Annotated in this window: 25 protein-coding genes and 1 tRNA gene; 20 read left to right on the top strand and 6 right to left on the bottom strand. The window is 39.4% G+C overall.

The genetic code is table 11. The features are described 5' to 3' along the window. The first annotated feature begins 69 nt into the window (after positions 1-69). On the top strand, positions 70-1,443 hold the full coding sequence (locus tag EKM69_RS01295) for a DHA2 family efflux MFS transporter permease subunit (RefSeq protein WP_125707327.1): 1,374 nt from the start codon (positions 70-72) through the stop codon (positions 1,441-1,443). A 13-nt stretch (positions 1,444-1,456) separates the two neighbouring features. Here the strand turns inward: EKM69_RS01295 and EKM69_RS01300 are convergent, their stop codons facing one another. Both EKM69_RS01300 and EKM69_RS01305 read right to left on the bottom strand, forming a co-directional pair. Beyond that, complete coding sequence (locus EKM69_RS01300) at positions 1,457-2,563, bottom strand: acyltransferase (RefSeq protein WP_125707329.1); 1,107 nt, start codon at positions 2,561-2,563, stop codon at positions 1,457-1,459. Positions 2,564-2,692: 129 nt separating this feature from the next. Beyond that, positions 2,693-2,764, bottom strand: a tRNA-Arg gene (locus tag EKM69_RS01305). Positions 2,765-3,024: 260 nt separating this feature from the next. Between EKM69_RS01305 and EKM69_RS01310 the strand changes: the two genes are divergently transcribed. From EKM69_RS01310 to EKM69_RS01370, 13 genes are all read left to right on the top strand, one after another. Beyond that, on the top strand, positions 3,025-4,071 hold the full coding sequence (locus EKM69_RS01310; RefSeq protein ID WP_125707331.1) for a sugar-binding transcriptional regulator: 1,047 nt from the start codon (positions 3,025-3,027) through the stop codon (positions 4,069-4,071). Between the two features lie 34 nt (positions 4,072-4,105). Beyond that, positions 4,106-5,134, top strand: a complete 1,029-nt coding sequence (gene gap / locus EKM69_RS01315) for a type I glyceraldehyde-3-phosphate dehydrogenase (protein ID WP_125707333.1) — start codon at positions 4,106-4,108, stop codon at positions 5,132-5,134. 108 nt (positions 5,135-5,242) lie between these two features. After that, positions 5,243-6,457 (top strand): phosphoglycerate kinase, encoded by a 1,215-nt coding sequence (locus EKM69_RS01320; protein WP_125707335.1) that lies wholly within the window; start codon positions 5,243-5,245, stop codon positions 6,455-6,457. 21 nt (positions 6,458-6,478) lie between these two features. Next, positions 6,479-7,231: a triose-phosphate isomerase gene (gene tpiA / locus EKM69_RS01325; RefSeq protein WP_125707338.1), complete on the top strand. Its 753-nt coding sequence runs from the start codon at positions 6,479-6,481 to the stop codon at positions 7,229-7,231. Between the two features lie 91 nt (positions 7,232-7,322). Continuing rightward, on the top strand, positions 7,323-8,624 hold the full coding sequence (eno, locus tag EKM69_RS01330; RefSeq protein WP_125707340.1) for a phosphopyruvate hydratase: 1,302 nt from the start codon (positions 7,323-7,325) through the stop codon (positions 8,622-8,624). An 87-nt stretch (positions 8,625-8,711) separates the two neighbouring features. Then, positions 8,712-9,764, top strand: coding sequence for an oxidoreductase (locus EKM69_RS01335; protein WP_125707342.1), 1,053 nt, complete (start codon positions 8,712-8,714; stop codon positions 9,762-9,764). A 26-nt stretch (positions 9,765-9,790) separates the two neighbouring features. After that, entirely contained in the window at positions 9,791-11,332 is a 1,542-nt protein-coding gene (locus EKM69_RS01340; RefSeq protein ID WP_125707344.1) for a ClC family H(+)/Cl(-) exchange transporter, read from the top strand. 73 nt (positions 11,333-11,405) lie between these two features. Further along, positions 11,406-11,642: a preprotein translocase subunit SecG gene (gene secG / locus EKM69_RS01345; protein ID WP_125707346.1), complete on the top strand. Its 237-nt coding sequence runs from the start codon at positions 11,406-11,408 to the stop codon at positions 11,640-11,642. A gap of 56 nt (positions 11,643-11,698) precedes the next feature. Further along, a complete protein-coding gene (locus EKM69_RS01350) occupies positions 11,699-12,448 on the top strand; it encodes an alpha/beta hydrolase (protein WP_125707348.1) in 750 nt (249 codons plus the stop codon). Then, the gene (gene rnr, locus EKM69_RS01355; RefSeq protein WP_125707350.1) at positions 12,441-14,783 is read left to right on the top strand and encodes a ribonuclease R; all 2,343 of its coding nucleotides are present in this window, start codon (positions 12,441-12,443) and stop codon (positions 14,781-14,783) included. Before EKM69_RS01350 ends, rnr begins: the two co-directional genes overlap by 8 nt. A gap of 6 nt (positions 14,784-14,789) precedes the next feature. Continuing rightward, positions 14,790-15,260, top strand: coding sequence for an SsrA-binding protein SmpB (gene smpB / locus EKM69_RS01360; protein WP_125707352.1), 471 nt, complete (start codon positions 14,790-14,792; stop codon positions 15,258-15,260). Positions 15,261-15,366: 106 nt separating this feature from the next. Next, positions 15,367-15,891 carry a hypothetical protein gene (locus EKM69_RS01365; RefSeq protein ID WP_125707354.1) on the top strand — a complete coding sequence of 175 codons (525 nt, stop codon included), beginning with the start codon at positions 15,367-15,369 and terminating at the stop codon, positions 15,889-15,891. Between the two features lie 631 nt (positions 15,892-16,522). Then, a complete protein-coding gene (locus tag EKM69_RS01370; protein WP_225423799.1) occupies positions 16,523-17,044 on the top strand; it encodes a GNAT family N-acetyltransferase in 522 nt (173 codons plus the stop codon). A 616-nt stretch (positions 17,045-17,660) separates the two neighbouring features. On the opposite strand, the gene EKM69_RS01375 is transcribed toward EKM69_RS01370, so the two are convergent. Together EKM69_RS01375 and EKM69_RS01380 are read right to left on the bottom strand one after the other, a co-directional pair. Continuing rightward, entirely contained in the window at positions 17,661-18,200 is a 540-nt protein-coding gene (locus tag EKM69_RS01375) for an LURP-one-related/scramblase family protein (RefSeq protein ID WP_125707358.1), read from the bottom strand. Then, positions 18,197-19,081, bottom strand: coding sequence for a Cof-type HAD-IIB family hydrolase (locus EKM69_RS01380; protein WP_125707360.1), 885 nt, complete (start codon positions 19,079-19,081; stop codon positions 18,197-18,199). Before EKM69_RS01380 ends, EKM69_RS01375 begins: the two co-directional genes overlap by 4 nt. Before the next feature lie 83 nt (positions 19,082-19,164). Between EKM69_RS01380 and EKM69_RS01385 the strand changes: the two genes are divergently transcribed. The 4 genes from EKM69_RS01385 to EKM69_RS01400 are packed head-to-tail and all read left to right on the top strand — an operon-like array spanning position 19,165 to position 21,772. Then, complete coding sequence (locus EKM69_RS01385; RefSeq protein WP_125707362.1) at positions 19,165-19,857, top strand: uracil-DNA glycosylase; 693 nt, start codon at positions 19,165-19,167, stop codon at positions 19,855-19,857. 2 nt (positions 19,858-19,859) lie between these two features. Further along, positions 19,860-20,828 (top strand): phosphate acetyltransferase, encoded by a 969-nt coding sequence (pta, locus tag EKM69_RS01390; protein WP_125707364.1) that lies wholly within the window; start codon positions 19,860-19,862, stop codon positions 20,826-20,828. A 21-nt stretch (positions 20,829-20,849) separates the two neighbouring features. Next, complete coding sequence (tsaE, locus tag EKM69_RS01395; protein ID WP_125707366.1) at positions 20,850-21,311, top strand: tRNA (adenosine(37)-N6)-threonylcarbamoyltransferase complex ATPase subunit type 1 TsaE; 462 nt, start codon at positions 20,850-20,852, stop codon at positions 21,309-21,311. Continuing rightward, the gene (locus EKM69_RS01400) at positions 21,308-21,772 is read left to right on the top strand and encodes a GNAT family N-acetyltransferase (protein ID WP_125707368.1); all 465 of its coding nucleotides are present in this window, start codon (positions 21,308-21,310) and stop codon (positions 21,770-21,772) included. The genes tsaE and EKM69_RS01400 overlap by 4 nt, the downstream gene beginning before the upstream one ends. On the opposite strand, the gene EKM69_RS01405 is transcribed toward EKM69_RS01400, so the two are convergent. Beyond that, positions 21,769-22,305 carry a 3'-5' exonuclease gene (locus tag EKM69_RS01405; RefSeq protein WP_125707370.1) on the bottom strand — a complete coding sequence of 179 codons (537 nt, stop codon included), beginning with the start codon at positions 22,303-22,305 and terminating at the stop codon, positions 21,769-21,771. The genes EKM69_RS01400 and EKM69_RS01405 overlap by 4 nt on opposite strands. Before the next feature lie 3 nt (positions 22,306-22,308). Then, positions 22,309-23,070 carry an exodeoxyribonuclease III gene (locus EKM69_RS01410; RefSeq protein ID WP_125707372.1) on the bottom strand — a complete coding sequence of 254 codons (762 nt, stop codon included), beginning with the start codon at positions 23,068-23,070 and terminating at the stop codon, positions 22,309-22,311. A gap of 110 nt (positions 23,071-23,180) precedes the next feature. Here EKM69_RS01410 and murB point away from each other — a divergent pair, with 110 nt between their 5' ends. Beyond that, positions 23,181-24,101 (top strand): UDP-N-acetylmuramate dehydrogenase, encoded by a 921-nt coding sequence (gene murB, locus EKM69_RS01415; protein ID WP_225423800.1) that lies wholly within the window; start codon positions 23,181-23,183, stop codon positions 24,099-24,101. Continuing rightward, complete coding sequence (locus EKM69_RS01420; RefSeq protein ID WP_125707376.1) at positions 24,088-26,223, top strand: cation:proton antiporter; 2,136 nt, start codon at positions 24,088-24,090, stop codon at positions 26,221-26,223. The genes murB and EKM69_RS01420 overlap by 14 nt, the downstream gene beginning before the upstream one ends. Positions 26,224-26,254: the final 31 nt, after the last annotated feature.

Genomic DNA, 26,254 nt, shown 5'->3' on the forward strand with positions numbered 1-26,254 from the left:
AAAGCAACTAATTTTTAATATAGTAATTCAAGTTGCTTTTGTCAACTAAATCATAAATTGGAGATCATCATGAAAAAAGGCATGCGCTTATCATTATTTATCGTTTTATTTGGAAGTTTCTTCGGGGTCTTGAGCTCGACAATGATGACGACGGCACTTCCACCGATCATGCGCGTGTTTCACATTTCGTATTCTTCGGCACAGTGGTTGACAAACGGGTACATGCTAGCTAATGCCTTGATGATCCCAACGAGTGCTTATTTGATGAAACGTTTTTCCTTTAAAAATTTATTTCTAACTTTTTCAACGATTTTTCTTTTAGGATCCTTGGTCGGGACGATTGCCAACCAGTATTTGATCTTGATCATTGGTCGAATGGTCCAAGCTATCGGAGCCGGAGTTATGATTCCATTAGTCAATGTGATTGCAATGCGAGCTGCTGATAAGAAGCATCGTGGGGCCGTCATGGGTATCATCGGTGTTGTCTTCAATTTTTCGCCGATTGTTGGACCAACTGTTTCAGGTTTCATTCTCGACAGTCTTTCTTGGCGTTATTTATTTAGTCTGACGATGCCATTTACGTTACTTTCCATAATTTTAGCCATCGTCTTAATGCCAAAAATCAAGCACCAGACTGATTTAGTCTTCAATGTCAAAGGATTGATCACAGCCAGTTTAGGGTTACTATGTTTACTTTGGTCATTTTCAAACGTCGGTGAGTACAACTTCGTTTCGTTTAATATTTTAGGATTGTTAGTCTTAGGATTGATTTTTGGATTCTTATTTTTCAAAACTCAAGAAGGCTCAAAAAATCCTTTTATCAACTTGGATGTTTTCGAACATAAACAATTCAACGTTGCCAGTATTTTGAACATGATCTTAATGGTCACGATGTATGGAAATACGATTTTATTACCTATTTTGGTTCAAAATGTCATGCATAAATCGGCTTTGATATCTGGATTAGTTTTACTGCCAGGTGCGATGGTAACATTTTTTATGTCGCCGATCAGTGGTCACTTGTTTGATAAATACCCTGTAAAATATTTAGTCTTGACCGGAATCACCATCGATTGCATCGGAACAACTATGCAAGCTTTGATCAATAAAGATACTTCGATTTTGACTATCACCTTAGGACAAACCGTGCGCCAGTTTGGATTAGTCTTAGTGCTGATCCCGATCCAAACACAAGCCTTGTCGTATTTGCCAGCAGAAATCATTCCTGATGGCGTTGCCCTGTATAATACTTTAAGACAAGTTGCTGCCTCGTTTGGTACAGCATTATTGATTGCAGTCATCACATTAAGCAATCAACACCACAACGCAGCGACAATCACCGGTGGCTTAGTAGGTATTAAATTAGGATTCACCACTTGTTTGATCCTATTATTAACTTGTTTTATCTTCATCAGAAAACTTTATACAACCAGAGCAATTTAAAAGGCTCCCGTCATTAGGCGGGGGCCTTATTTGATTCTTTGATGTTTTTCCACAAAAGATGGAAACCAACGGCTGAAGCAAACGAAAGTATCCAAGTCAATAAATAGGAAATGATTAAAGCTAACAAGATAGAAGTATTAGCTAATTTTTTTCCAAAGAGCTGCCAGATCAATTGGAGCCAAAAAACATTCGACAAGTAAGCTCGATAAGCATAAGTAGCTAAAAAGTGGAACCAAGGTAGTGATTTAGCTTTTGCCTCAATTTGTTTGATGGCGAAAAAGGCAATTAATCCAATCACCGCCAAACTGTACAAGGTCATGGAAGGTTTGTAATAAGGAGCATTACTTAAATGGAGCGGAAAACCGTATGACATTAGTTCTGAATTAGTCCAAAATAAAGTGCTGGCGAAAAAAAGGATTAATAATAAGAAGGATTTTTTGATAGATCGGTTAAATTTTTCCCGAGCAGTCCATGCAATTGACCCCAATATGCCATAGAGAAAAAAGCTGATAAAGACCCGATCGAGTAAATACCAGGAGTGTTCATGAGGACCTCGGAAGACTTGTGCGTCATAAAACCAGATCCAGATAAAAAATAAAATAAATGAAGCAATAATGACAAATATCAGCATTTGTGGATGACGATCAATCCAATTAGTTAGTGCCCAAAAGAGAGGCATGAGAATGATGAATTGGAGCATCATCGTGTTGTACCAAAGATGTGGGGCGGCGTTTCCATTAATAAACTGCCAGAGGAAGCTTCCAATGTTAGTGTAAGGATTTTTCATTTGCACGTTAGGGATGATCAATAAGTATATGAGCGTCCACCAAATCGTTGGAACAAACAGTGCGGACCACTGCGAACGCAAATAATGAGGATAATCTGATAAATTTTTATTTTTTGAGGTTCTCGTAGTGGTGTACAAGATCCCGAAAATAAACACTGGTGCAGTGAATTTGACTAAATTGTAAAGAAAACCGATCAGTAACTGGATTTGAGTATTGGGACTAGTGGTCAAAACTAAGCTCAAAGTTGACTGTAACATGACGGCAGTGCAAGCAAAGACTTTCATGTAGTCACCAATATCAGCTGGTGCTTTTTTATCGATCAAATTTTGCATATTTTCTCCTTACTAACTTGATAACTTTAATTGTTGGTCGATCATTATGGATTTAAAATTTACTATTAATGCAAAAAGAAAACCCAAGCAAGTCAGACTAATAGTCGTCAACTTTGCTTGGGTCAATTATGCGTCGTGTGGGAGTCGAACCCACATTGCAGGAACCGGAATCCTGAGTGCTATCCATTATACTAACGACGCATCTGTTATCTATTATCGCAAAAATTCTACAAAAGTAAAACATTTATTGTGATAGGAATGAACTCTGGCAATCTAATAAATAATAATGCTTGAAGAAAAATATCATGTTTTTGAACCATACCACTTGCAATTGAGCCAAGACCGTCTATAATAAGAACTGTGCTTGAGAGGTAACAAAGTTTATCCGGGCTTTTATTTTTTGAGTATATGGGTCACAAAAGGACATACAGGGACGAGATTAGTCCCAAGGAGTAAATCAAATGACAATCAATAAGGATTTAGAATTGTTGGATTTGGTTGCTCCCGATTTCATTAAGACCGTTGAGAAGCGTTTTAGAATACTACAAAGTATTAAATTAATGGAACCGGTGGGCCGTCGGGTCCTAGCAGATGACCTTAATGTTACTGAACGAAGTCTTAGGACTGAGACAGACCTTTTGAAGAATCAAGGATTGATCAATTCTTCAAAGTCGGGGATGTCATTGACTAAGACGGGGATTCAAGCCAATGGTCAACTGAATAAAATGTTAGCTGACTTTCAAGGAACAGCACTACTAGAGCAACAGTTGAGTAAGAAGCTAGGAATTGAACGCTGCATTGTTTTACCTGGTAATTCAGATAAACAATATCGAGTAGTTGATTCCTTCGGTCAAAGACTTAACCAGTTACTTGGATCTATTCTACCTAATGGCAAGAGTTTAATTGCTGTTACTGGCGGTAGCACTTTAGCCAGAGTTGCTAGGAATTTATCACCAAGTCTTTCAAAGAATCGTGATTTATTATTCTTACCAGCCCGAGGTGGAGTTGGAGAGTCAGTAATAATTCAGGCAAACAGTGTTTGTGCTGAAATGGCGAATAGAACACATGGACAACATCGGGCATTGTATTTACCCGAAGACATTAGTGAACGAAGTTTTGAATCACTTCAAAATGAAGCTTCTATTAAATCAGTTCTTGAATTGATTTATCAATGTAATGTCGTTGTTCACAGTGTAGGAACTGCGAGCATCATGGCTGAAAGAAGAAATCTTTCAGATGAAGATAAGCTTACGATCAGTAATGGCGAAGCCGTTGCTGAAGCATTCGGAGATTTCTTCGACCGTGATGGCAAACTCGTCTACAAGGTGCCTAGAATTGGACTTCACGTCCGGGACCTTGTTAATATTAAACATGTAATCGCAATCGCTGGTGGCAAATCTAAGGCTACTGCCATTGAGGCTTACATGAAAAATGCACCATCTCATACAGTGTTGATCACTGATGAAGGTGCCTCAAAGATGATTTTAAGGGATAACCCTTTAAAATAATATATTTTTACTTTCCTGAAGGAGGAATTTTTGTATGACTACAAAAGTTGGTATTAATGGATTTGGACGTATTGGTCGTTTGGCATTCCGCCGTATTGCCGAACTAAAAGCTCAAGGAAACACAGATTTGGAAGTTGTTGCAATCAATGATTTGACATCACCTGCAATGCTTGCTCACTTACTTAAATATGATACAGCTCATGGTAACTTCAAGGCTGACGCTATCTCAGCTGCTGAAGATGGAATCGTTGTTGATGGTAACAAGATCCCTGTATACGCTGAAAAGAATGCTGCAGACCTTAAATGGGTTTCAAACGATGGCGTTGACATCGTTCTTGAATGTACTGGTTTCTACACATCAGCTGACAAGGCACAAGCTCACTTGGATGCCGGTGCAAAACGTGTATTGATCTCAGCTCCATCAGGTGACCTTCCTACAGTTGTTTATGGTGTTAACGATGACATCTTAACTAACGACGTTAAGATTGCTTCAGCTGGCTCATGTACAACAAACTGTCTTGCACCATTAGCTAATGCCGTAAACAAAGAATTCGGTATCAAAGCTGGTACAATGACAACAATCCATGCTTACACAGCTACACAAATGCTTCAAGATGGTCCAGAACGTAAAGGTAATGTTCGTGCTGCACGTGCTGCTGCTGCTAACATCATCCCTCACTCAACTGGTGCTGCTAAGGCCTTAGGTCTTGTTGTTCCTGACTTGAAAGGTAAGCTTGATGGACATGCACAACGTGTTCCAGTTATCACAGGTTCAGTTACAGAATTAGTTGCAACTCTTGGAAAAGAAGTTACAGTTGACGAAGTTAACGCTGCTGTTAAAAAATATACAGACAACAACCCTTCATTCGGTTACAACGATGATGAAATTGTTTCATCAGATATCATCGGTACATCATTCGGTTCAGTATTTGACCCAACTCAAACACAAATCGTTGGTACAGGTGACGCCCAAGTTGTAAAGACTGTTGCATGGTATGACAACGAATCAGGATTTACAGCACAAATGGTTCGTACACTTGAAAAATTTGCTAGCTTAAACTAATCATTTAATTTAAATAGCAAAATTTACAACCTAATTTAATGTATTAAATTGGCGGAGGGAGGCTAACTCCTTCCGCTTTTTTTTAAAGATATAATCGGAGGATTTAAAATGGCAAAACTTACTGTTTCTGACGTTGATGTTAAAGGTAAAAAAGTCTTGATGCGTGTTGATTTCAACGTTCCTATTAAAGATGGTGTTGTTGGCGATACTAACCGTATCGTTGGTGCAATCCCAACTATTAAATATGTTTCAGAAAATGGTGGAAAAGTTATCTTACTATCTCACTTAGGTAGAATTAAGAGTGATGAAGATAAGAAAGCTTTATCATTGAAGCCAGTTGCTGCTAAACTACAAGAATTAAGTGGAATGCCTGTTAAGTTCGTACCTGAAAATGAAGGTAAAGAACTTGAAGATGCTATCAACGAATTAAAAGATGGCGACATTTTACTTATGGAAAACACTCGTTTCCAAGATATCGACAATGACTTCGGTAAACGTGAAAGTAAAAACGATCCTAAACTTGGTGAATACTGGGCATCATTAGGTGATGTATTCATTAACGATGCATTCGGTACAGCCCACAGAAGCCATGCTTCAAACGTTGGTATTTCAACAGCTATGAAAGCTGCTGGCAAGCCCGTTGCTGCTGGTTACTTGATGGAAAAAGAAATCAAGTTCTTAGGTAATGCCGTTGATAACCCTGTACACCCATTTGTAACTATCCTTGGTGGTGCAAAGGTTTCAGATAAAATTGAAGTTATCGAAAACTTAATTCCAAAATCAGATCACATCCTTATCGGTGGTGGAATGGCTTATACATTCCTTGCTGCTCAAGGACATAAGATCGGTAAGTCTCTATTCGAAGAAGATAAAGTTGAACTAGCTAAGGACCTCCTTCAAAAGGCTGGTGACAAGATCGTTCTTCCTGTAGACCATATCGTTGCTGCAGAATTCTCAAATGATGCAGATGCAGAAACAACAGACGGTGTTGATATTCCTGATGACAAGATGGCCTTGGATATCGGTCCTAAGACTGTTGCATTGTTCAAAGACAAGCTTAACGGTGCCAAGACTGTTGTATGGAATGGACCAATGGGTGCATTCGAAATGAGCAAATTTGCTGAAGGTACTCTTGAAGTAGGTCGTGCCTTAGGTGAATTGTCAGATGCTATCACAATCGTTGGTGGTGGTGACTCAACAGCTGCTGCTAAGAGTTTAGGTATTGCAGACAAGTTGACACACATCTCAACTGGTGGTGGAGCTTCACTTGAATACCTTGAAGGTAAAGTATTACCTGGTATTGATTCAATTTCAGACAAATAGTCATTAAGGAGAATTTATTTTATGCGTACACCTATTATTGCGGGTAACTGGAAGATGAACAAAAATCCTAAAGAAACCCAAGAATTTTTAGACGGTATCAAAGGCAAGTTGCCAGAATCTGGCGTTGAAGCTATTATTGGTGCTCCTGCTATCGACCTTACAACATTGGTTGCTGGTGCAGAAGGTACACCTCTTAAGACAGCTGCTGAAAACTCATATTTTGAAGATGCTGGTGCATTTACTGGTGAAACATCACCAAAAGCTCTTTCAGAAATGGGTCTTGACTACGTAATCATTGGTCACTCAGAAAGAAGACAATACTTCAAGGAAACTGATGAAGATATCAACAAGAAAGCTAAAGCAATTTTGAGCAACAACATGTTGCCAATCATTTGCTGTGGTGAAACTCTTGAACAACGTGAAGCTGGAAAAGCTGAAGAATGGGTAACTGGTCAAATCGAAAATGCTGTTGCAGGAATCTCTGCTGCAGATATCGCTAAATCAGTTATTGCATACGAACCAATCTGGGCTATCGGTACTGGTAAAACAGCTACTGCTGAACAAGCTCAAGAAATGGTTCACGTTATTCGTGAAAAGATTGCTAGCTTGTATGATCAAGATACAGCTGACAAGATCAGAATTCTTTACGGTGGCTCAGTAAAACCTGCTAACGTTAAAGAATTGATGGCAAAAGAAGATATCGATGGTGGACTCGTTGGTGGTGCAAGTATGGATCCTGAATCATACTTAGCATTAGTTAACTATCAAAAATAATTTATAAATAAAACTACTAAATTTGTTTTGACATGAATCTATTTCAAGTTAGAATGAATACGTATTAAACTCATAAAGGAGATTTACAAATATGTCTGTAATTACTGATGTTTTAAGTCGTGAAATTCTAGATTCACGTGGTAACCCAACTGTTGAAGTTGAAATCTATACTGAATTAGGTGGCTTTGGCCGTGCTGATGTTCCTTCAGGTGCATCAACTGGTGAACACGAAGCTGTTGAATTGCGTGACGGCGACAAATCACGTTTCGGTGGTAAAGGTGTTCTTAAAGCTGTTTCAAACGTAAATGACAAGATTGCTAAGACAGTTATCGGCATGGACGTAACTGACCAAAGAGCTATTGATGAAGCTATGATCAAGCTTGACGGTACAGAAAACAAAGGTAACCTTGGTGCTAACGCTATCCTTGGTGTTTCATTAGCTGCTGCACGTGCTGCTGCTGACGAAATCGGCCTTCCATTGTACGAATACTTAGGTGGACCAAATGCTCACGTACTTCCAACACCAATGATGAACGTTATCAATGGTGGTAAGCATGCTGACAACAACGTTGACTTCCAAGAATTCATGATCATGCCTGTTGGTGCAAAATCAATTCATGAAGCCGTACGTATGGGTTCAGAAACATTCCACGCACTTAAAGCTGTTCTTGAAGGCATGGGCCTTAACACTGCTGTTGGTGACGAAGGTGGATTTGCTCCTGACCTTGAAAACAACGAAGCACCATTCAAGATCTTGGTAGAAGCTATCGAAAAAGCAGGTTACAAGCCTGGTGACGATATCGCTATCGGTTTTGACTGTGCATCATCAGAATTTTACAATGCTGAAACAGGCAAGTACGAACTTAAGGGTGAAGGCGACAACGGTGCTTCATTGAACACTGACGAATTCATCGACTTACTTGCAGGAATCGTTGACAAGTACCCAGTTATCACAATCGAAGACCCACTTGACGAAAACAACTGGGAAGATTGGCAAAAAGTTACAAAGGCTCTTGGTGACAAGGTTCAATTAGTTGGTGACGACTTGTTCGTTACAAACACTGACTACTTGAAGAAGGGTATTGATATGGGAGTATCAAACTCAATCCTTATCAAAGTTAACCAAATCGGTACACTTACAGAAACATTTGAAGCTATCGAAATGGCTAAAGAAGCTGGCTTTACAGCCGTTGTTTCTCACCGTTCAGGTGAAACAGAAGATACAACAATTGCTGATCTTGTTGTTGCTACAAACGCAGGTCAAATCAAGACTGGTTCAATGAGTCGTACAGACCGTATTGCTAAGTACAACCAATTGATGAGAATCGAAGATCAACTTGGCGAACAAGCAGAATACAAGGGTATCCACAGTTTCTACAACCTTGGAAAATAATTGTTCACAAAATAAAACAGCCCCTCGGGACTGTTTTTTTTTGCCTAAAATTATATGATGGTAGTATGTCTAGACAAGGAGAATATCATGTCATTAAAAATAGCGTTTATCGGGTTTGGTAAATCTGCCAACCGTTATCATTTACCTTATTTAAATATTCGTCCCGACTTTGAAGTCGTAAAAGTTTTTACTAGAAAACCAGTAGCAGAATCTTTGAGAAAGCCATATGAAGAGCAAGGTACGATTTTTACTAATGATTTGGAATCAGTCCTAAACGATCCTGAAATCGATTTAGTGACGATTTGTACGCCTGCTAGCACGCATTACGACTTAGCCAAGCAAGTTATTTTGGCTAAGAAATCCGTTATCGTTGAAAAGCCTTTTGTTGATAGTGTTGAACATGCCAAAGAACTTTTAGCACTGGCTAAAGAAATCGGTGTGATTGCTATTCCTTATCAAAACCGTCGTTTTGATGGTGATTATTTGGCAGTCAAGCAAGTGATCGAGCAAGGATTTTTAGGAGATATTTTGGAAGTTGAATCTCATATCGATTATTATCGTCCTAATACGGTAATTAATCCTGGAACGAAAGAACAAGGGACTTTTTACGGCTTAGGGATCCACTTAATGGATCGGATGGTAGCTTTATTTGGTCGCCCAGATAGTGCCGTTTATGATATCCGCAACAATGAAAAGGCCGATGCTGTGGACAATTATTTTGACGTCGACTTGCATTATGGAACGACTAATAAAGTGAAAGTTAAAGCTGAATTTGTCGTTGCCAGTGATTATCCACGTTTTATCGTACATGGAACTAACGGATCATTCATCAAGTATGGCGCTGACCAACAAGAAAATGACCTCAAGGCTGGAATCATGCCAGGTACTCCTGGATTTGGCGAAGATAGTCCGATGTATTATGGAGTAGCAAATTATCATAATTCAAATGGCGATTGGATCAAAAAGCAGATCAAGACGCCACAAGGTGATTACGGGAAATTTTACGATTCAGTATACGAAACACTGATCAATGATCGACCAAAAATCGTGACTGACGAACAAGCAATCACTGATATTGAATTACTGGAAGCAGGATTTAAACAACCTTCTCCAAGTGTTTACCAGCTACCAAAACTTTAAGATTTAATTAGATAGAGGGGAATTTAATGAAAAGCACTTCAATCGATGTTTATAAATTGAAGTTGATTTTGTTTGGGATCATCGTCGGAATTTTTTCCGGAGCAGTCGTCAGTTCTTTCCGCTGGTCGATCGGTCAGCTTCTCAAACTTTTTCAAGGATTTTACGTTTCAGCACGAACTAGTTTGATCACAGGGGTATTAGTTTTGATCTGCTTGATCGTAGTTGGGATCATCGTCAGTTTGATGTTAAAAAAAGAGCCAAATATTTCCGGTTCGGGTATTCCACAAGTTGAAGCTCAATTAGACGGAGAACTAGAAGTTAAATGGTGGTCAGTCCTTTGGCGTAAATTCGTCGGAGGTATCATTAGTATCGGTCCAGGATTGTTTCTAGGTCGTGAAGGTCCAGCCATCCAATTAGGTGCCTCAGTTGGTCAAGGAGTTGGTGAGCTAGGGAGACTAGATTCACCAGTTTCAAAACGGATCTTGATTGCTAGTGGGGCTGCTGGGGGTTTAGCAGCAGCTTTTAACGCACCGTTAGCTGGCTCGATGTTTGTGCTTGAAGAGATCTACCATAATTTTTCACCAATGGTTTGGATCACGGCTTTGGCCAGTTCGGTCAGTTCAAATTTAGTAGCACTGTATGTCTTTGGCCTGACGCCAGTTTTAAACATCCCTTATAAATTCAGTTTGCCGATCAACATGTATTGGCATTTGCTAGTTTTAGGGATCATTCTGGGATTATTAGGACGACTTTATCAAGTAGTTTTGCTGGAGATGCCTAGTATTTTTGCCAAAACTAAAATACCTCGGAGTTTCCAAGGCTTAATTCCTTTGATTTTGCTATTGCCGATCGGGATGATGTTTCCCAAATATATCGGCGGTGGAAATGGTTTGATCGTTTCATTAAGTAATATGAAAGTTGGTTTATTAGTTCTAATCGGAATCTTAGTGTTGAGATTTGTTTTCTCAATGATCTCATACGGATCGGGACTACCGGGTGGAATTTTCTTGCCGATCTTGAATTTAGGTGCTGTCATTGGTGCAGTGTATGCAGTATTCATGCATCAGATCGGTTTTCTGCCACTGTCGTTTGAAAGCAACTTGATTATTTTTGCAATGGCCGGTTACTTTGCCTGTATTTCTAAAGCACCATTTACAGCAATCATCTTAGTGACCGAAATGGTTGGATCTTTAGGACACTTGATGCCGTTAGTGGTGATCTCTTTGGTAGCGTACATCGTTGTCGATATTATGAACGGCTCGCCAATTTATGAAGCTTTGAAGGAAAAACTAACAGTTAACAAGAAATACTTGAATCGAGTTTCGAAATTCAATGATCGAGTCGAGATCCCGGTTTTTGAAGGCAGTCCGATCGATGGCAAGTACATCCGGGATATTAATTTTCCACAATCAGTCTTAGTTATTTCGATTTATCGAGGCGAAATGCAGATCATTCCACGAGGCGATACCCTTGTTAAATCAGGTGATCGGATCGTGATGATGGTCAATGGAGCAACTCGAGCAGTTTTGAAGAAAAAACTGACTGATCTTATCAACGGAATAGACTAGAAATTTGAATGGTTTTGTGTTATTGTTTTAGAAGTGATTTCAGCTTTAAACACCATGAACGGGGGTTTTGCCGGTGTATAATCTTTTTGAAGTATTACTAATTATTGTTTCGATCTTAATCATCATTGCGGTATTAATGCAACCAACAAAGCAACAAGATGCTTTGAACGCACTTTCCGGTGGTGGCGGAGATTTATTCAGTAACCAAAAGAAGCGTGGATTTGAAGCCTTTATGGTTAAGGTAACATATGTCCTTCTAGTCATCTTCTTCGCTTTGTCACTAGTTTTAGTATATTTATCATCTCACTAGACAAGTTATCCTCCTGAAGAATCTCAGGGGGTTTTTTGTTATAAGGAGTAATTTTAATGAAACTGATTGAACCGAAACCATTTTATTTTGATAACGGCCCAACCGCTGTCGTTTTGATGCATTCACTTTCAGGAACACCGAATGACATGCGCTTGCTAGGACGTTTTTTACAAAGAAACGGTTATTCCGTTTATGCACCAATGTTTAAAGGCCACGGAACTTATGAGCCATTGGATATTATCGATCAAGGTGATCCAACCGTTTGGTGGCAACAAGCAATCGATGCAGTCAATTATTTGAAGGAACAAGGTAAGACGAAGTTTTATTTCTTTGGACTTTCACTCGGTGCGATTTTTGCCACGAAGGCCATCGAGGAACTCCCCGAAGTGGAAGCTGGTGGGACTTTTGGTTCACCATTATTCAATAGTAGCTACGCAATGGTCCGAAAAGAATTTTTAATTTATGCGAAAAAAGTCTATCAGATCAGTGAGACTGATGAAGCTGTCATGAATGATAAGTTGGCAATGATCGATAGTCGTTTAGATGACTTTTTAAACAAAATTATTTCAGAAACGCACAATGTCGAAAACAACTTGAACAAGATCATTGGCCCATATTTCGTCGGACAAGGAACTAGTGATGTGATGGTCGATCCCGACGGTGCGAATAAAGTGAAACAAATACTTCCTGACGTTGACCTTCATTGGTACGATGCAGGACACGTTTTAACGGTTAATAAGGCTCATAAAGACGTCCAAACTGACGTCCTAAACTTTTTAGAAAAAATTGAGGAAACAAATGCCTGATAAAGAAAATAAATTAATTTCAGATATTCTCGAATTTTTCAGAAGCAATCCCGATCGTCGGTACACTTCTGAACAAGTTGAGGATTCACTAAGAATGCACGGTTCATCCGCATTCAAACGTGTTGTTAAAGCTTTGGCAGTCTTAGAAGGTGAAGGAAAGATCACTTTGACTAACAAAGATGAATTTAAGATGGCAACACAAACACAAGTCTTGGAAGGTGTTTTTAAGGCTAATGAAAAAGGATTTGGTTTCGTTCGTTATGACGAAGTAGAACCAGATGCTTTTATTATGCGCGACAACACTCTCCATGCGGTCAATGGTGATGAGGTCGAGATCCAGATCACTAAACCATCAAATCCTTGGGACGATAAGGGTCCTGAAGGTAAGATCACTAAGATCATCGAACGTTCTGTAACTAAATTGGTGGGTGAATTCCACCCATATAGTGATGCTCAAGTTAAAAAGTCCGGTCACTTCGGTTACGTTCAAAGTCACGAAAAACGTTTTTCGACTTATATGATTTTTATCTCAGACAAGGGACTTCACCCACAAATGGGCGATATGGTCCAAGTATCGATCGATGAATATCCTAGTGATTCTCATCCACAAAGTATGGAAGGTACAGCTCTGGAGATCATTGGTAATAAAAATGATCCGGGTGTTGATATCATTTCCATCGTCTTGGATAACGATATCAACCCTGAGTTCCCACAAGAAGTCCTTCAAGCTGCTGAACAGATCCCTGATCATGTTACTGAAGCAGATCGTGAAGGTCGTCGTGATCTAACTAAGAATACCGTCATCACTATCGATGGGGATGACTCAAAAGACTTTGACGATGCCGTTGAAGTCGAAAAAATGGCTAACGGTCATTATCATTTAGGTGTGCACATCGCCGACGTTACTCATTACGTTCGCGAAGGATCACCGATCGATGAGGAAGCTTATAAACGTGGGACGAGTACTTATTTAGTTGACCGTGTTATCCCAATGCTTCCATTTAGATTGTCAAACGGTATTTGTTCATTGAATCCAGGAGAAGATCGTCTAGCTCTCACTTGTGAGATGGAGATCGACGAAAACGGCGATATTTTGACACAAGACATCTTCCCAAGTGTGATCCAATCTAAATATCGAATGACTTATAACAACGTTAACGAGATCTTAAAAGGTGACGTTGAGTTAACTGAAGAATATTCTGCTTTAGTACCAATGCTCAAAGACATGGCTGATCTTCATAAGATCTTATTCGACAAGCGTCATGAACGTGGTGCGATCGACTTTGAAGAAACTGAAGCACAAATCATCGTTGATGAAAACGGTAAGCCAATCGACATCAAGCTGAGAAATCGTGGAACTTCCGAAAGAATGATCGAATCATTCATGTTGGCTGCTAACGAAACAGTGGCTAAGCATTATAACTTGAGTCACGTACCGTTCTTGTATCGTGTCCACGAAAAGCCTGATTCAGAAAAAGTTAAAAACTTCTTCGAATTCGTGGCTGCAATCGGCGTTGAAGTCAAAGGTAATATCAAAGACATCACACCTAAGATGTTCCAAAATGTGCTAGCTAAAGTTACTGACACACCTGAAGAAGCAGTTGTCACGATCATGTTGCTTCGTAGTATGCAACAAGCTAGATATTCTGACGAAGCGCTAGGCCACTTTGGTTTAGCCGCTAAATACTATACTCACTTCACTTCACCTATCAGACGTTATCCTGACTTGATCGTGCATCGAATGATCCACGAATATGCAGAATTCGGATTTACTGATAAAGAAAAAGACAAGTGGAAAGAAAAACTTTCACCAATTGCTGACCATACTTCTAGTCGTGAAAGAAAGTCGATCGATGCTGAACGTGCCGTTGACGATCTGAAGAAGACTGAATATATGGCAGACAAAGTCGGTGAAGAATTTGACGCCGTTGTTAGTTCTGTAACTAGCTTTGGAATGTTCATCCAATTGGAAAATACCGTTGAAGGTTTGATCCACATTTCAAACATGAAAGACGACTACTATGAATTTGACGAAAAGAGTATGTCAATGCATGGTAGAAGTAACGGTAAGATCTTCAAAGTTGGTCAACCGATCAAAGTTAAGCTCATGAGAGCAGACGTTGAACAACGTAAGATCGACTTCGAACGGGTCTTAACACCAGAAGAAGAAGAACAAGTTAAGAAACGTGAAGAAGAATTCAAGAAACGTCGTGCCAGCCACAGTCGTAGCACTTTCCGTAACAAAGGCGGCAAAGGTGGTAACAATCGTCGTGGTGGTGGACACGGACGTTCTAACAACAATAACAAGAGACGTGGTAAATACGAAAGCAGGTGATGAGCTGTGAAGAAACATCATGAAAAATCTGCTAATGAAGTAGCAACCAATCGTAAAGCAAGACATGATTACTCTATCCTCGATACTTACGAAGCAGGGATCGAATTGACCGGAACAGAGATCAAGTCGATTCGTGCTCGTAAGATAAATATCAAAGATGGATTCGTCCAAGCAAGGGATGGCCAATTATGGCTCGAAAACGTCAATATTGCCATCTACGATCAAGGAAACCAGTTTAATCATGATCCATTGAGAAATCGTCGCTTACTGCTTCATAAGAAAGAGATCCATCGTATCGTCGGCACCATCCAAGAAAAAGGAATCACCGTCATACCTTTGAAAGTCTATCTAAAACATGGCTTTGCTAAAGTATTGATCGGTGTTGCTCAAGGTAAAAGACAATACGACAAACGAGAAACAATCAAAAAACGTGATCAAGAACGAGAGATCCAACGCGCAACGAAAATGCGTTATTAGACTCGAGTCTGATCACGTTTTTTGTATAGTTTTTGTAAATGAATCTTTACAATGTATAGTGCCCAATATCATACGTTGAAACTTATCGTTGTGATAGAATTTACTTATGGAAAATATTAATAGTATCAATCTGACCCAGCTTCACCTGTTTTCCACGGCCAAAGAAGCATTATCGAGCCGGGTGATGATGAAATATACGATAACTGATTTAGAACGGCAATCTCAAAAGGGTCGAAGCGTCATTTACTACCATTTCCAATGCATGGAAGACTTTTACTTCGAATTATTTGAGAAATACATAATCGCAGAAGTGACGAAAGGATGTAGCTCGTACGAAGAACTAGTCGTCTCAGTCGTCGATTTTATTTTATCCAACAAAATCTTGTGTCAAAACTTAGCCAATCTAAGCAACATCCTAAATAAGCCAGACTACTTGCTAAACAAATTTGCCAGTTGCTTCAACAAATTTGAATTGCCGGACAACAAATTAAAACCCTCCCAATATCATTTAATGGGAGGCATAGTCCACACGATCCAAACGTGGTTCGAAAAAGATCTCAAACTTACCAAAGTAGAAATGGTAGATCAACTATTAGAGCAAGGTGACTTATTGAGAAATTATCTAAAATAACGAACATATCAAGCAAAATGTTCAAAAGTAAAACAAATCAAAGAAATTGTATATTTTCAGAAACAACGAACTAAAGTAGGATAAAACTTGTAAGAAAAAAGGGACATTTTCTTATATTGAAAGCAACATAGAGGCAGTGTTCAGTCCCATAATCCACCACCAAATATAAATAAAAAAGGCCGGTAAAACGGTCTTTTTTAGTATCTAAAATAATTATAAAAAGAACAAAAACAACTCAAAAACAACAAAATGTCCAATAATTAAACAAATTTTAAATACTGTATATTTTCAGAAAAAACAAACTAAAGTAAGCTATAACTTGTAAGGCAAGGCGGGACATTTCCTTATAAAAAATAAAAAAGAGGAGGTTGTGTTCAGTCCCACAAATTAAAAATATAAATGTAAAAAGGCCAGTTAGCGGCCTTTTTTTAATATCAGAAAAGGCAAAAGAAATTTTAATAAAAATATCAAAAGCAACGATATAACGCAGCAATCATGAAAAAAATCGCAAAAATTGTATTATTTCCAGCAAATACTGTATGATATTGTTCGAGGTGAAATAATGTTTAGATATGCAAAAGAGGAAGACGCCGAGCAGATATTGCCCACGCTATTTCAAATTTTTGACGAAATGGAACTAGAAGTCTTCAAGGAAGTAGGAAACGAAACCATGAAACAAGTAATAAGAGAAGGCTTCGAACTACCAAACTATCGCTACGGCCTAGACAACATCCTAGTAGATGAAGAAAAAGGCAAAGTAGCAGCCATCGCCATCAGCTATCCAGAAGAAGACGAAGACACCATAGACGCCCCTCTAATAAAAATATTAAAAAAACACGGAATCAATCAAGAATCACTATTTACAGATAAAGAAGCCTGGCCAGGAGAATGGTACCTAGACTCCTTTGCAGTAGCACCAGAATTCCAAAATCAAGGAATAGGAACCAAAACCCTAAAAGACTTCATCAAATTACTACAAGAAAAGGGCGAAAAAGTCCTAAGCCTAAACGTAGACGTAGAAAATGAACCAGCAAAACACGTCTATGACAAAGTAGGCTTCAAAAAAGTAGGGCAACTATACATTGGAAGTCACCTTTACGATCACATGCAGTATGATTTAGAACAAGAAATTGAAGAAGAAAAAGTAAGCTAAATCAAATCAAGAAATATAAGATATTAGATAAACAAAAAGGAAAGGCCGCACCCCAAGCAAAGTAAACGGGGATGCGGCCTTATTTTGTATACAACAGGAAGGGATAGGAGAAACTAGGAACTGCGATATTCAAGCGAAGCGAGAAGAGAGCAATAATAAAACAATAATAGAATAGCAATCGATGAAGAACGCTAAAAAAAGTTGAACAGATAAGGAGCACAAACAAGAATGGGAGAAAGGCAGATAAAGCAAGGGAACAAAATCCAAACCAAAACAGTTCAGCAGGAAAAAACTAAGTACCGTACCCCAAACAACAAAAGATTGTTGGTACAAACCTAGGTTCTGGGGGGATGGAGGAAAATCGCTGTCAGCTGTGAAATTCCACTTAGCGGTTTACCGCTTAGTGGAAGGCCCAGCTGTGAGATGTCCGGGTGAACTTCCCGGATAGCTCAGAGTGGTGCCCACAGCGTTCCACAGCGAATTTTCCGGAATTCCCCCAGAACCGGCAGTGAACCACCAACCAAAATACCACCACCACAAAGAAAAACTCCAAAAAAAATAACCACCAAAAGGCAGCCATAAAAAACCAAAAATCAAACCCAAAAATCAAACCCCATCAAGACCTATCACAATTGAGATAAGACAACCGCTTCTTACCATGAAAATGACCAACACCATCATCAAACGGCTTACCAGGAGTCTTAACATACTTATTAAGAAAAATCGCAATCAAAACCCCGCATTCCAGATCCTCAATATCACGGAACCGCAGTTGCAACCCAGGTTGTCCCAAACTCAAAATCACCGGAGACACCTCCATCACAACATCGTGCTTGTTCTTAATATGATAATTAGACAAAGGAATATTGCCGATCACATTCCAATTGATCTTGCCGATATGAACATACTTAACTTCAATCATCGGAATAGTATTGATCGTTGCGACTTCTTCACCGTTTACTTCGATGGAAAAGCTACGCAAAAAACTATTCTTCATCTTGATCTCAGCAACTTTGTCGTTTAATCGATTAAACAGCTGGATCAAATAAGGGTTCTCTTTATCACGAGTGGCAATGAAGACCGTTTCCTTATTAATGTTAGAAACAACCATCAAGTTACCAGCTAACAGATCTGCTGTTCGAATATACAAGTTCATTCACAATTACCTACGGTTTTGTTATTTTGAATTACTTTTTCGATTATCTTTGCAACACCATCATTTACATTCGTATCAGTGTGTTCGTCAGCGATAGCTGCGATCTCAGGGACGGCATTTTTCATGGCCACGCCCACACCTGCAGCTTTGATCATCGAGTAGTCATTCATGTTATCGCCGATAGCCATGACTTCTTCAGGTTTGACGCCTTTTTGTTTAGCATATTCCATCAAGGCCGTACCTTTTTGGGCATCCACACTATTGATCTCCAAATTATTAGGAGATGATGATGTAATAACTATATCATCAATTGCTCCCAAACTAGCTTTCAGAGGTTTAAAAATTTCGTCTTGGCGATTGTCAAAAACTAGTAATTTCATGACTTTAGTATTTTCGTCGTTCAATATTTCATCATAGTTATCCACGTAGATCGTTTTAGCGTGCTTCAAAACTTCTTTAGTATCTGCCAAAGCTTTTTCATAAGTCGTCGTTGGATTCAAGACGTTGAGAAGTTGGGCGATGCTGACAGTCCTTTTTTCTAAGCTATTGGAAAAAACACCTCTGTCAGTGATAAGCTCGTAATATAAGTTGTGCTCTTCCATATAATTGGCAACTTTGTGGGCAGAAGTCTTTGAAACAGGATTACTGGAAACTAATTTTTCATCCTTGTTGTAAACTTCGGCACCATTTAAGGTAATGTATCCTGGGTGGAACTTGTTCATCAAAAAAGGTTTGGCTTCATCAAGTTGGCGGCCAGAGGCAATTAAGAAATCGATCCCATTTGCGGTAGCTTGGTTGATGGCTTCAATATTTTTTTGCGAAATCATCATTTTTTCATTTAACAATGTTCCGTCCATATCTGATGCGATGATTTTGATCATAAATTCAGCCTCCATGCGTTAAACTTATAGTTGCATATTAACATATTTTTAAAATAAATTTTTCAATAAGGTGAGTGTTGTTTGTGCATAAATTTATTAAAAATGACTGGCAAGATGTTTTACAAAGTCAATTTCAACAAGAATACTATCAGAAGCTTCATGATTTCTTAAAAGAGGAATATGCCACGAAGGAAATTTATCCTAATATGTATCAAATCTTTCAAGCTTTTCAGTGGACTTCCTTTGAAGATACGAAGGTCGTTATTTTGGGTCAGGATCCTTATCACGAACCAGGTCAGGCTATTGGTTGTAGCTTTGCCGTGGCTCCCGGGATCAAGATTCCACCTTCATTAGTTAATATTTACAAGGAATTGCAGTCGGATATTGGCTGCACTCCGGTCAATCATGGCTATTTGAAAGCTTGGGCCGATCAAGGAGTTTTATTATTGAACTCGGTTTTAACCGTTCATCGCGGTCAAGCTTATTCACATCGTGGTAAAGGTTGGGAGCAATTGACTGATTTTGCCATTCAGAAACTATCCGAAAAAGGCGGGGTCGTCTTTATTTTGTGGGGTAGTGCTGCTAAGAGTAAATCAGCTCTGATCGACACTTCCAAGAATACGATCATCTCGTCAGTTCATCCTAGTCCATTATCGGCTTATCGAGGATTTTTTGGATCAAAACCATTTTCTCAAACAAATAAAGCGCTTTTACGATACAATGAAAGGGTAATCAATTGGCAATTACCAACGATTGTCAATGAAATGGAGGAATGATAATGGATTTATTTGATAGCTTGAAAGAAAAAGTAAACGGAAAGGATCTAACGGTTGTTTTCCCAGAAGGTGACGAACCTCGTATTTTAGAAGCTGCCGCAAAACTAAACAGTGAGAAAGTTTTGAAGCCTATCTTGCTTGGTGACGAAACAGAAATCAAACAAGTTGCCAGCGACAATTCTTTTGACTTAGGCGATATTGAAATTCTTAGTCCTAAAACATACCCAGAATTCGACAGCATGGTCGATGCTTTCGTTGAACGTCGTAAGGGTAAGAATACTAAAGAACAAGCTGAAGAAATGCTTCAAAATGTTAATTACTTTGGAACAATGTTAGTATATCTTGATAAAGCTGACGCAATGGTATCAGGTGCAGTTCACTCAACTGGTGATACAGTTCGTCCAGCATTACAAATTGTTAAAACAGCTCCAGGCAACTCACGTATTAGTGGTGCCTTCATTTTACAAAGAGGCGACGAGAGATACTTATTCTCAGACTGTGCTATCAACATCGATCCAGATGCTCAAACATTAGCTGAAGTTGCAGTTCAAGCTGCTAAATCAGCTAAGTTGTTCGACATCGATCCTAAAGTTGCTATGTTGAGTTTCTCAACTAAGGGCAGTGCCAAAGGTGATCAAGTAACTAAAGTTCAAGAAGCTACAAAATTGGCTAAAGAAATGGCACCAGATGTTCCTATCGATGGTGAATTGCAATTTGATGCTTCATTCGTACAATCAGTTGCTAACCAAAAAGCACCAGGTTCAGAAGTTGCCGGACACGCCAATGTCTTCATCTTCCCAGAACTTCAATCAGGTAACATCGGCTACAAAATCGCTCAAAGATTTGGTGGCTTCGATGCAGTTGGTCCTATCTTGTTGGGCTTGGACAAACCTATCTCAGACCTTTCACGTGGATGCAACGCTGATGATGTTTATAAGTTGTCGATCTTGACTGCTGCTTTAGCACTTTAATTTAAATAATTGAGGAGAAAAATGCAGGAATATAGTTTACAAACTCATTCGTATCAAGACACCGAAACTTTCGGACAAAATTTTGCGAAACTGGTCAAACCAGGGGATGTTATTTTATTAAATGGCGACCTCGGTGTGGGCAAGACCACGTTTACCCGTGGTTTGGCTCGTGGTTTAGGGATCAGTAAAAATGTCAAAAGTCCGACTTTCACATTGATCCGTGAGTATCAAGACGGCAAAATGCCACTTTACCACATGGACGCTTATCGTCTAGAAAATAATATGGATGAGGACTTAGGATTTGATGAATATTTCCACGGCAGTGGAGTGACCGTTGTCGAGTGGCCTCAGTTCATCAAAGATGAAGTCCCCGAAGATCACATTTCGGTCAATATTAAGCGTCACAACGAGGATGACCGGGATATCGTCGTTAAACTCTACGGCAAGAAATATGAAACTAGAGATTTTGGAGCGATCGTATGAGTGAAGAACTAGTAATCCGTGAAGCGATCCCTGATGATGCTGCCAAGCTGATCGACTTTTTAAAACGAGCTAGTCATGAAAGTACTTTTATCGAACACGAGTCTTTGGACAATTTGTCCGTTTCTGACGAGATGAATTCCTTAGACCAGATCTACAATTCACCACAAGATGAATTGATGATCGCCATTTTGGGTGATGACATCATTGGTTTTACTCGTTTAGAACAAGTTGACGAATATACCTCTGAATTAGGTATCGTCGTTGAAAAAGCTTTGTGGAATCAAGGAGTCGGTTCATATTTAATGGAAGACATTCTTGCATTTGCTAAAGAAAGTCCGATTTCCAAAGTAAATTTGGAAGTCTATCAAAAAAACCCAGCTGCGATCCATTTATATGAAAAACATGGATTTACAACTAGGTCTAAAAAAGCAAAAACATTAATAATGGAAAAGATGGTTTAGTTAGTTAACTTAACCATCTTTTTTATTTGCTCGATGCCAAATTGTTGCTCGGTCTTGATCAAGATCTCGGCACAGGCAATCGAATCGGCTAAAGCATTGTGGTGATGAGCTAAGTTGATGTCTAAACCGCGAGAAACGGTATCGAGTTTGTGGTTAGGTAATTCGGGGTAAAACTTGCGACTAGTTTTAACGGTATCGATCGTCAAAAATTTTGGTGGATAGATCCCGTAGTTACTCAAAGTGCTTTTTAAGACGCTGTTATCAAAACTAGCATTGTGAGCAGCGACTAAATGAGAGCTGTCAAACAGCGTCTCGATGTGGGGCCAAACTTGGTCGAAGGTTGGAGCATCTTTGACGTCATTAGGTCTAATGTTATGGATTTGGATATTACGTGGGCTAAAGTTTTCTTGGGGATTGATCAGAGTGTAAAAACTATCAACGATCTTACTTTCTCTGACCAAGACTAGGGCAAGTGAACAAGCACTGGTCCGGTGTCCGTTAGCCGTTTCAAAGTCCATCGAAACAAAATTCATTAATTATTCACCTTCCAAATTTAATTCCAGCTCGACTGGGCAGTGGTCTGAACCGTAAACGTCGGTCAAAATATCAGCCTTGTTGATCATGTCCTTACCGTTATTTGAAACGACAAAGTAGTCAATACGCCAGCCAGCATTGTTTTGTCTGGCATTAAAACGATAGCTCCACCAAGAATACTTCACTTCATCGGGATGAAGGTAGCGGAAACTGTCGGTAAAACCAGAATCCAATAGTTCACTAAATTTTGCTCTTTCTTCGTCAGAAAAGCCAGGATTATGATGATTAGTCTTGTCATTTTTCAAATCGATCTCATTGTGAGCCACATTTAAGTCACCACACAAGACGACCGGCTTGCCTTTTGCTAATTTTTGCATGTATTTTCTTAAAACGTCATCGTATCCCATCCGAAAATCGAGTCGCTTGAGTTTTTGTTGTGAATTTGGTGTGTAACTTGTGATCAAATAAAATTTTGGAAATTCAAGGGTGATGGTCCGTCCTTCGTGATTGAATTCCTCATCGTCGAGTCCGAGTGTAACGTTCAAAGGTTCTTCTTTAGTAAAAATAGCAGTCCCTGAATAACCTTTTCTTTCGGCATAATTGAAGTATTGATGATAACCAGGTAGATCTAAGTCGATCTGACCTTCTTGAAGCTTAGTTTCTTGAATACAAAAAACATCCGCATCGATCTCATCAAAAATATTTTTAAAGTCGTGTTTTACAACGGCGCGCAATCCGTTTACGTTCCAAGATACAAGTTTCATAAATATCCTCCTTAGGAATAATACGATTCCTTATGTGTGATTATTCGTTATGTCTTACAGTATATGATAAAATTGAAAGTAGTCTATGTACACTAAGGAATGATAAAAAAGTGAAATTTCCAATTGATAAATTACCTAACATTGAATTCAAAATTAATGAACCTTTAAGTAAATATACCTTTACCAAAACTGGCGGAAATGCTGATACATTAGCTTTTCCCAAGACTCGTCAAGAATTAGTTGATATCGTAAATACTGCTCGTGAAAATGATGTTAAAATCACCGTAATCGGAAATGCTAGCAACCTAATTATTAAAGATGGAGGCATCCGAGGCGTTGTGATAATCTTGCCAAACTTTAATCAGATCAAAGTTGACGGCAACAAAGTTTTCGCTGAAGCTGGGGCAACTATTATTGATACTACCATTGCTGCCCAAAAAGCGGGACTATCCGGCTTAGAGTTTGCGGCAGGTATCCCAGGAAGTGTCGGTGGAGCTGTCTTCATGAATGCTGGGGCTTATGGTGGCGAAGTCCGCGATGTCTTTGAATCGACCGAAGTTTTGATGCCTGATGGCAAAATCGTTACATTCAACCACGATGAAATGGCTTGGGACTATCGTCACAGTGTGATCCAAGAAAATGGGGCCATCGTTATTAGTGCGATTTTTGCTTTGAAGCCGGGAGATAAAGCTGCTATCCAAGCTAAAATGGACGATTTAAACGAACGAAGACGTTCGAAACAACCGCTTGAGTATCCTTCATGCGGAAGCGTCTTTAAACGTCCTGAGGGGCACTATACAGGTCCTCTGATCATCGAAGCAGGACTTCAAGGTAAGATTGTTGGCGGGGCGCAAGTTTCTAAGAAACACGCTGGCTTTATCGTCAATATCGATCATGCCACTGCTACTGACTATATGAACTTGATCCATCTGATCCAAAAGACTATTAAAGAAAAATTCGATATCGACCTCAAGACGGAGGTTAGGATCATCGGAGAAGACAAGGCTGGTGAAGTCAGTGCTAATAGTTGAAACAATAATTCTGATCATTTCATTATTAATAGTGGCCAATATCATTAGCCACTATTTTGTTTCTATTCCAGCCAGTTTGATCCAGATCGTGGCTGGAGTTATCGCCGCTTTAACACTCAACGTGAAGATCTCGGTCAATACAGAATGGTTTTTACTCGTCTTCATTGCACCGATCTTGTTCAACGATGGGAACAGGTTCCCTAAACGAGAACTTTGGAAATTAAAGGGACCGATCATGGGAAACGCCATCGTCTTAGTTATCGTCTCGACCGTTGTTGGTGGGGCGTTGGTGAAGTTTTTAATGCCAAGTTTACCTTGGGCTACTGCCTTTACTTTGGTAGCCGTACTTTCACCAACTGACCCGATCGCCGTTCAATCGATCGCCAAAAAAGCTAAACTACCGGATAAATTGATGCACTTGATCAGTGGTGAGAGTTTGATCAATGATGCATCTGGTTTGATCTGTTTTAAATATGCCGTTGCGGCAACAGTTACGGGAGCATTCTCGCTAGCTAATGCGACGATTGACTTTTTCTATATTGCTATCATTGGTGCTTTAGTAGGTGCCATTATGATCTGGATTTTCAATGGTGTCCGTCTCTACTTGATCAATCAAGGTGTGGACGACTCGATCTTGCACGCCATTATTCAAATCTTGATCCCATTCATAATTTATTACATCGCAGAAGATGTCTTCCACGTTTCTGGAGTTGTCGCGGTCGTAATTGCTGGTATCTTGAATATTTCATCCAATCGGACCGGTGGTGCATTCAGTCCAGAGATCCGTTTGGTCACTTCCAGAACTTGGGACATGCTAGTTTATCTCCTAAACGGATTCGTCTTCGTGTTGTTAGGTATTGAGATCCCATTTGCAATGGAAGAGCTGATCCACAACCAAAGCATGAACACCATCAAGGCACTAGGATTTGCCTTCATCATTTGGGTCATGCTTACGGTTATTCGTTTCTTGTGGAGTTATTTTTACTCAACATTTTTCGAACGGTCAGATCGGACCGACTTCAATCTTTTTTCAAAAGCTAGATTTTACTACTGTTTGATGTCTGGTATTTCTGGCGTTAGAGGGGCCGTTACGATGGTAGCTATTTTGTCGCTACCATTCGTAACTAATAGTGGTGCAGCTTTCCCAGCTAGAACTTTATTGCTCTTTATCGCCAGTGCCGTGATCATTTACAGTTTGATCGGAGCTACGATCTTGATCCCATTGATCACGAAAAATACTGCACCGATCACTTATCGTGGTAATGCTATCAACACGGATGACGATGTTGATGTTGACGATAGTTCCGATGGAACTGAAGTCGTTTCAACAGAAACTAATACTTTGTCAGCTGAACAAGCTAACCGAGTAGTTATCGAAAAGACTATTAACAAATTACGTGAAGAAAATAAAAATGGCCGTGACCCCGTTTATACGACAGTCATTGCCGAGTATGTTTTTAATTTGCACAATATTCAATTACAATCCGATGGACCTAATCCGATCAGTAAGAAACGGGTCAAGGGTAAAAAGGATGCTGAACTTTGGGACATTTGTTTGAACTGTGAGCTAGAAGCTATCGAGGAACTTTATGCTAGTAAAGATATTTCTGAGGAAGCTTACCAAACTTCAGTTAAACGGATCGAGAAATACAAACGTGGTCTAGTTAAACATCATTACAACCAGACTATCGAATTTTTCCTTGGTTATTTCCGGAGAACTGTTAAAGAGATCAGCAAAGTGATTCACGTACCATTTACTAAGCGTGAGGAAGTCGTTCAATACAACCGTGAGGCAATCAAGATCTCGATTGCAGGATCTCGTCGGGCATTGGAAAAACTCCGTGAGCTTGAAGAAACTGATAGTGAAATTGCTTATGACAACTTGCTTTACTTGTTCCAACGTCATTACGAAGAACGACTGGAGCTCTTACAAGGAAGACGGAGAAATCACTCCGAACAGTTTAACATCGATAAGGTCAATCTCGAAGTTAATGCCTTGAGTTTCCAAAGAGCTTTCGTCCTTGATTTGTTAGAACAAGGACGGATCAGTCGGGCTACAGCAAATACACTCAGAAAGAATATCAATTACAGTGAAGAGGTTATCAATTACGATATCCAGTAGTAAAAGCCGATAAATGGGCTTTTATAATATT

It is taken from the genome of Companilactobacillus zhongbaensis, assembly GCF_003946515.1.
Classification (GTDB): Bacteria; Bacillota; Bacilli; order Lactobacillales; family Lactobacillaceae; genus Companilactobacillus; species Companilactobacillus zhongbaensis.

Excerpts from the sequence above, each read along its gene's own strand:
- gap (WP_125707333.1), top strand. The coding sequence starts at position 4,106 with ATGACTACAAAAGTTGGTATTAATGGATTTGGACGTATTGGTCGTTTG.
- EKM69_RS01405 (WP_125707370.1), bottom strand. The coding sequence starts at position 22,305 with ATGAATTTTGTTTCGATGGACTTTGAAACGGCTAACGGACACCGGACC.
- EKM69_RS01335 (WP_125707342.1), top strand. The coding sequence starts at position 8,712 with ATGTCATTAAAAATAGCGTTTATCGGGTTTGGTAAATCTGCCAACCGT.
- EKM69_RS01370 (WP_225423799.1), top strand. The coding sequence starts at position 16,523 with ATGGAACTAGAAGTCTTCAAGGAAGTAGGAAACGAAACCATGAAACAA.
- EKM69_RS01350 (WP_125707348.1), top strand. The coding sequence starts at position 11,699 with ATGAAACTGATTGAACCGAAACCATTTTATTTTGATAACGGCCCAACC.
- EKM69_RS01365 (WP_125707354.1), top strand. The coding sequence starts at position 15,367 with ATGGAAAATATTAATAGTATCAATCTGACCCAGCTTCACCTGTTTTCC.
- tsaE (WP_125707366.1), top strand. The coding sequence starts at position 20,850 with ATGCAGGAATATAGTTTACAAACTCATTCGTATCAAGACACCGAAACT.
- EKM69_RS01400 (WP_125707368.1), top strand. The coding sequence starts at position 21,308 with ATGAGTGAAGAACTAGTAATCCGTGAAGCGATCCCTGATGATGCTGCC.
- tpiA (WP_125707338.1), top strand. The coding sequence starts at position 6,479 with ATGCGTACACCTATTATTGCGGGTAACTGGAAGATGAACAAAAATCCT.
- EKM69_RS01295 (WP_125707327.1), top strand. The coding sequence starts at position 70 with ATGAAAAAAGGCATGCGCTTATCATTATTTATCGTTTTATTTGGAAGT.
- EKM69_RS01340 (WP_125707344.1), top strand. The coding sequence starts at position 9,791 with ATGAAAAGCACTTCAATCGATGTTTATAAATTGAAGTTGATTTTGTTT.
- EKM69_RS01410 (WP_125707372.1), bottom strand. The coding sequence starts at position 23,070 with ATGAAACTTGTATCTTGGAACGTAAACGGATTGCGCGCCGTTGTAAAA.
- pta (WP_125707364.1), top strand. The coding sequence starts at position 19,860 with ATGGATTTATTTGATAGCTTGAAAGAAAAAGTAAACGGAAAGGATCTA.
- EKM69_RS01375 (WP_125707358.1), bottom strand. The coding sequence starts at position 18,200 with ATGAACTTGTATATTCGAACAGCAGATCTGTTAGCTGGTAACTTGATG.
- EKM69_RS01380 (WP_125707360.1), bottom strand. The coding sequence starts at position 19,081 with ATGATCAAAATCATCGCATCAGATATGGACGGAACATTGTTAAATGAA.
- eno (WP_125707340.1), top strand. The coding sequence starts at position 7,323 with ATGTCTGTAATTACTGATGTTTTAAGTCGTGAAATTCTAGATTCACGT.
- EKM69_RS01320 (WP_125707335.1), top strand. The coding sequence starts at position 5,243 with ATGGCAAAACTTACTGTTTCTGACGTTGATGTTAAAGGTAAAAAAGTC.
- rnr (WP_125707350.1), top strand. The coding sequence starts at position 12,441 with ATGCCTGATAAAGAAAATAAATTAATTTCAGATATTCTCGAATTTTTC.
- EKM69_RS01300 (WP_125707329.1), bottom strand. The coding sequence starts at position 2,563 with ATGCAAAATTTGATCGATAAAAAAGCACCAGCTGATATTGGTGACTAC.
- EKM69_RS01310 (WP_125707331.1), top strand. The coding sequence starts at position 3,025 with ATGACAATCAATAAGGATTTAGAATTGTTGGATTTGGTTGCTCCCGAT.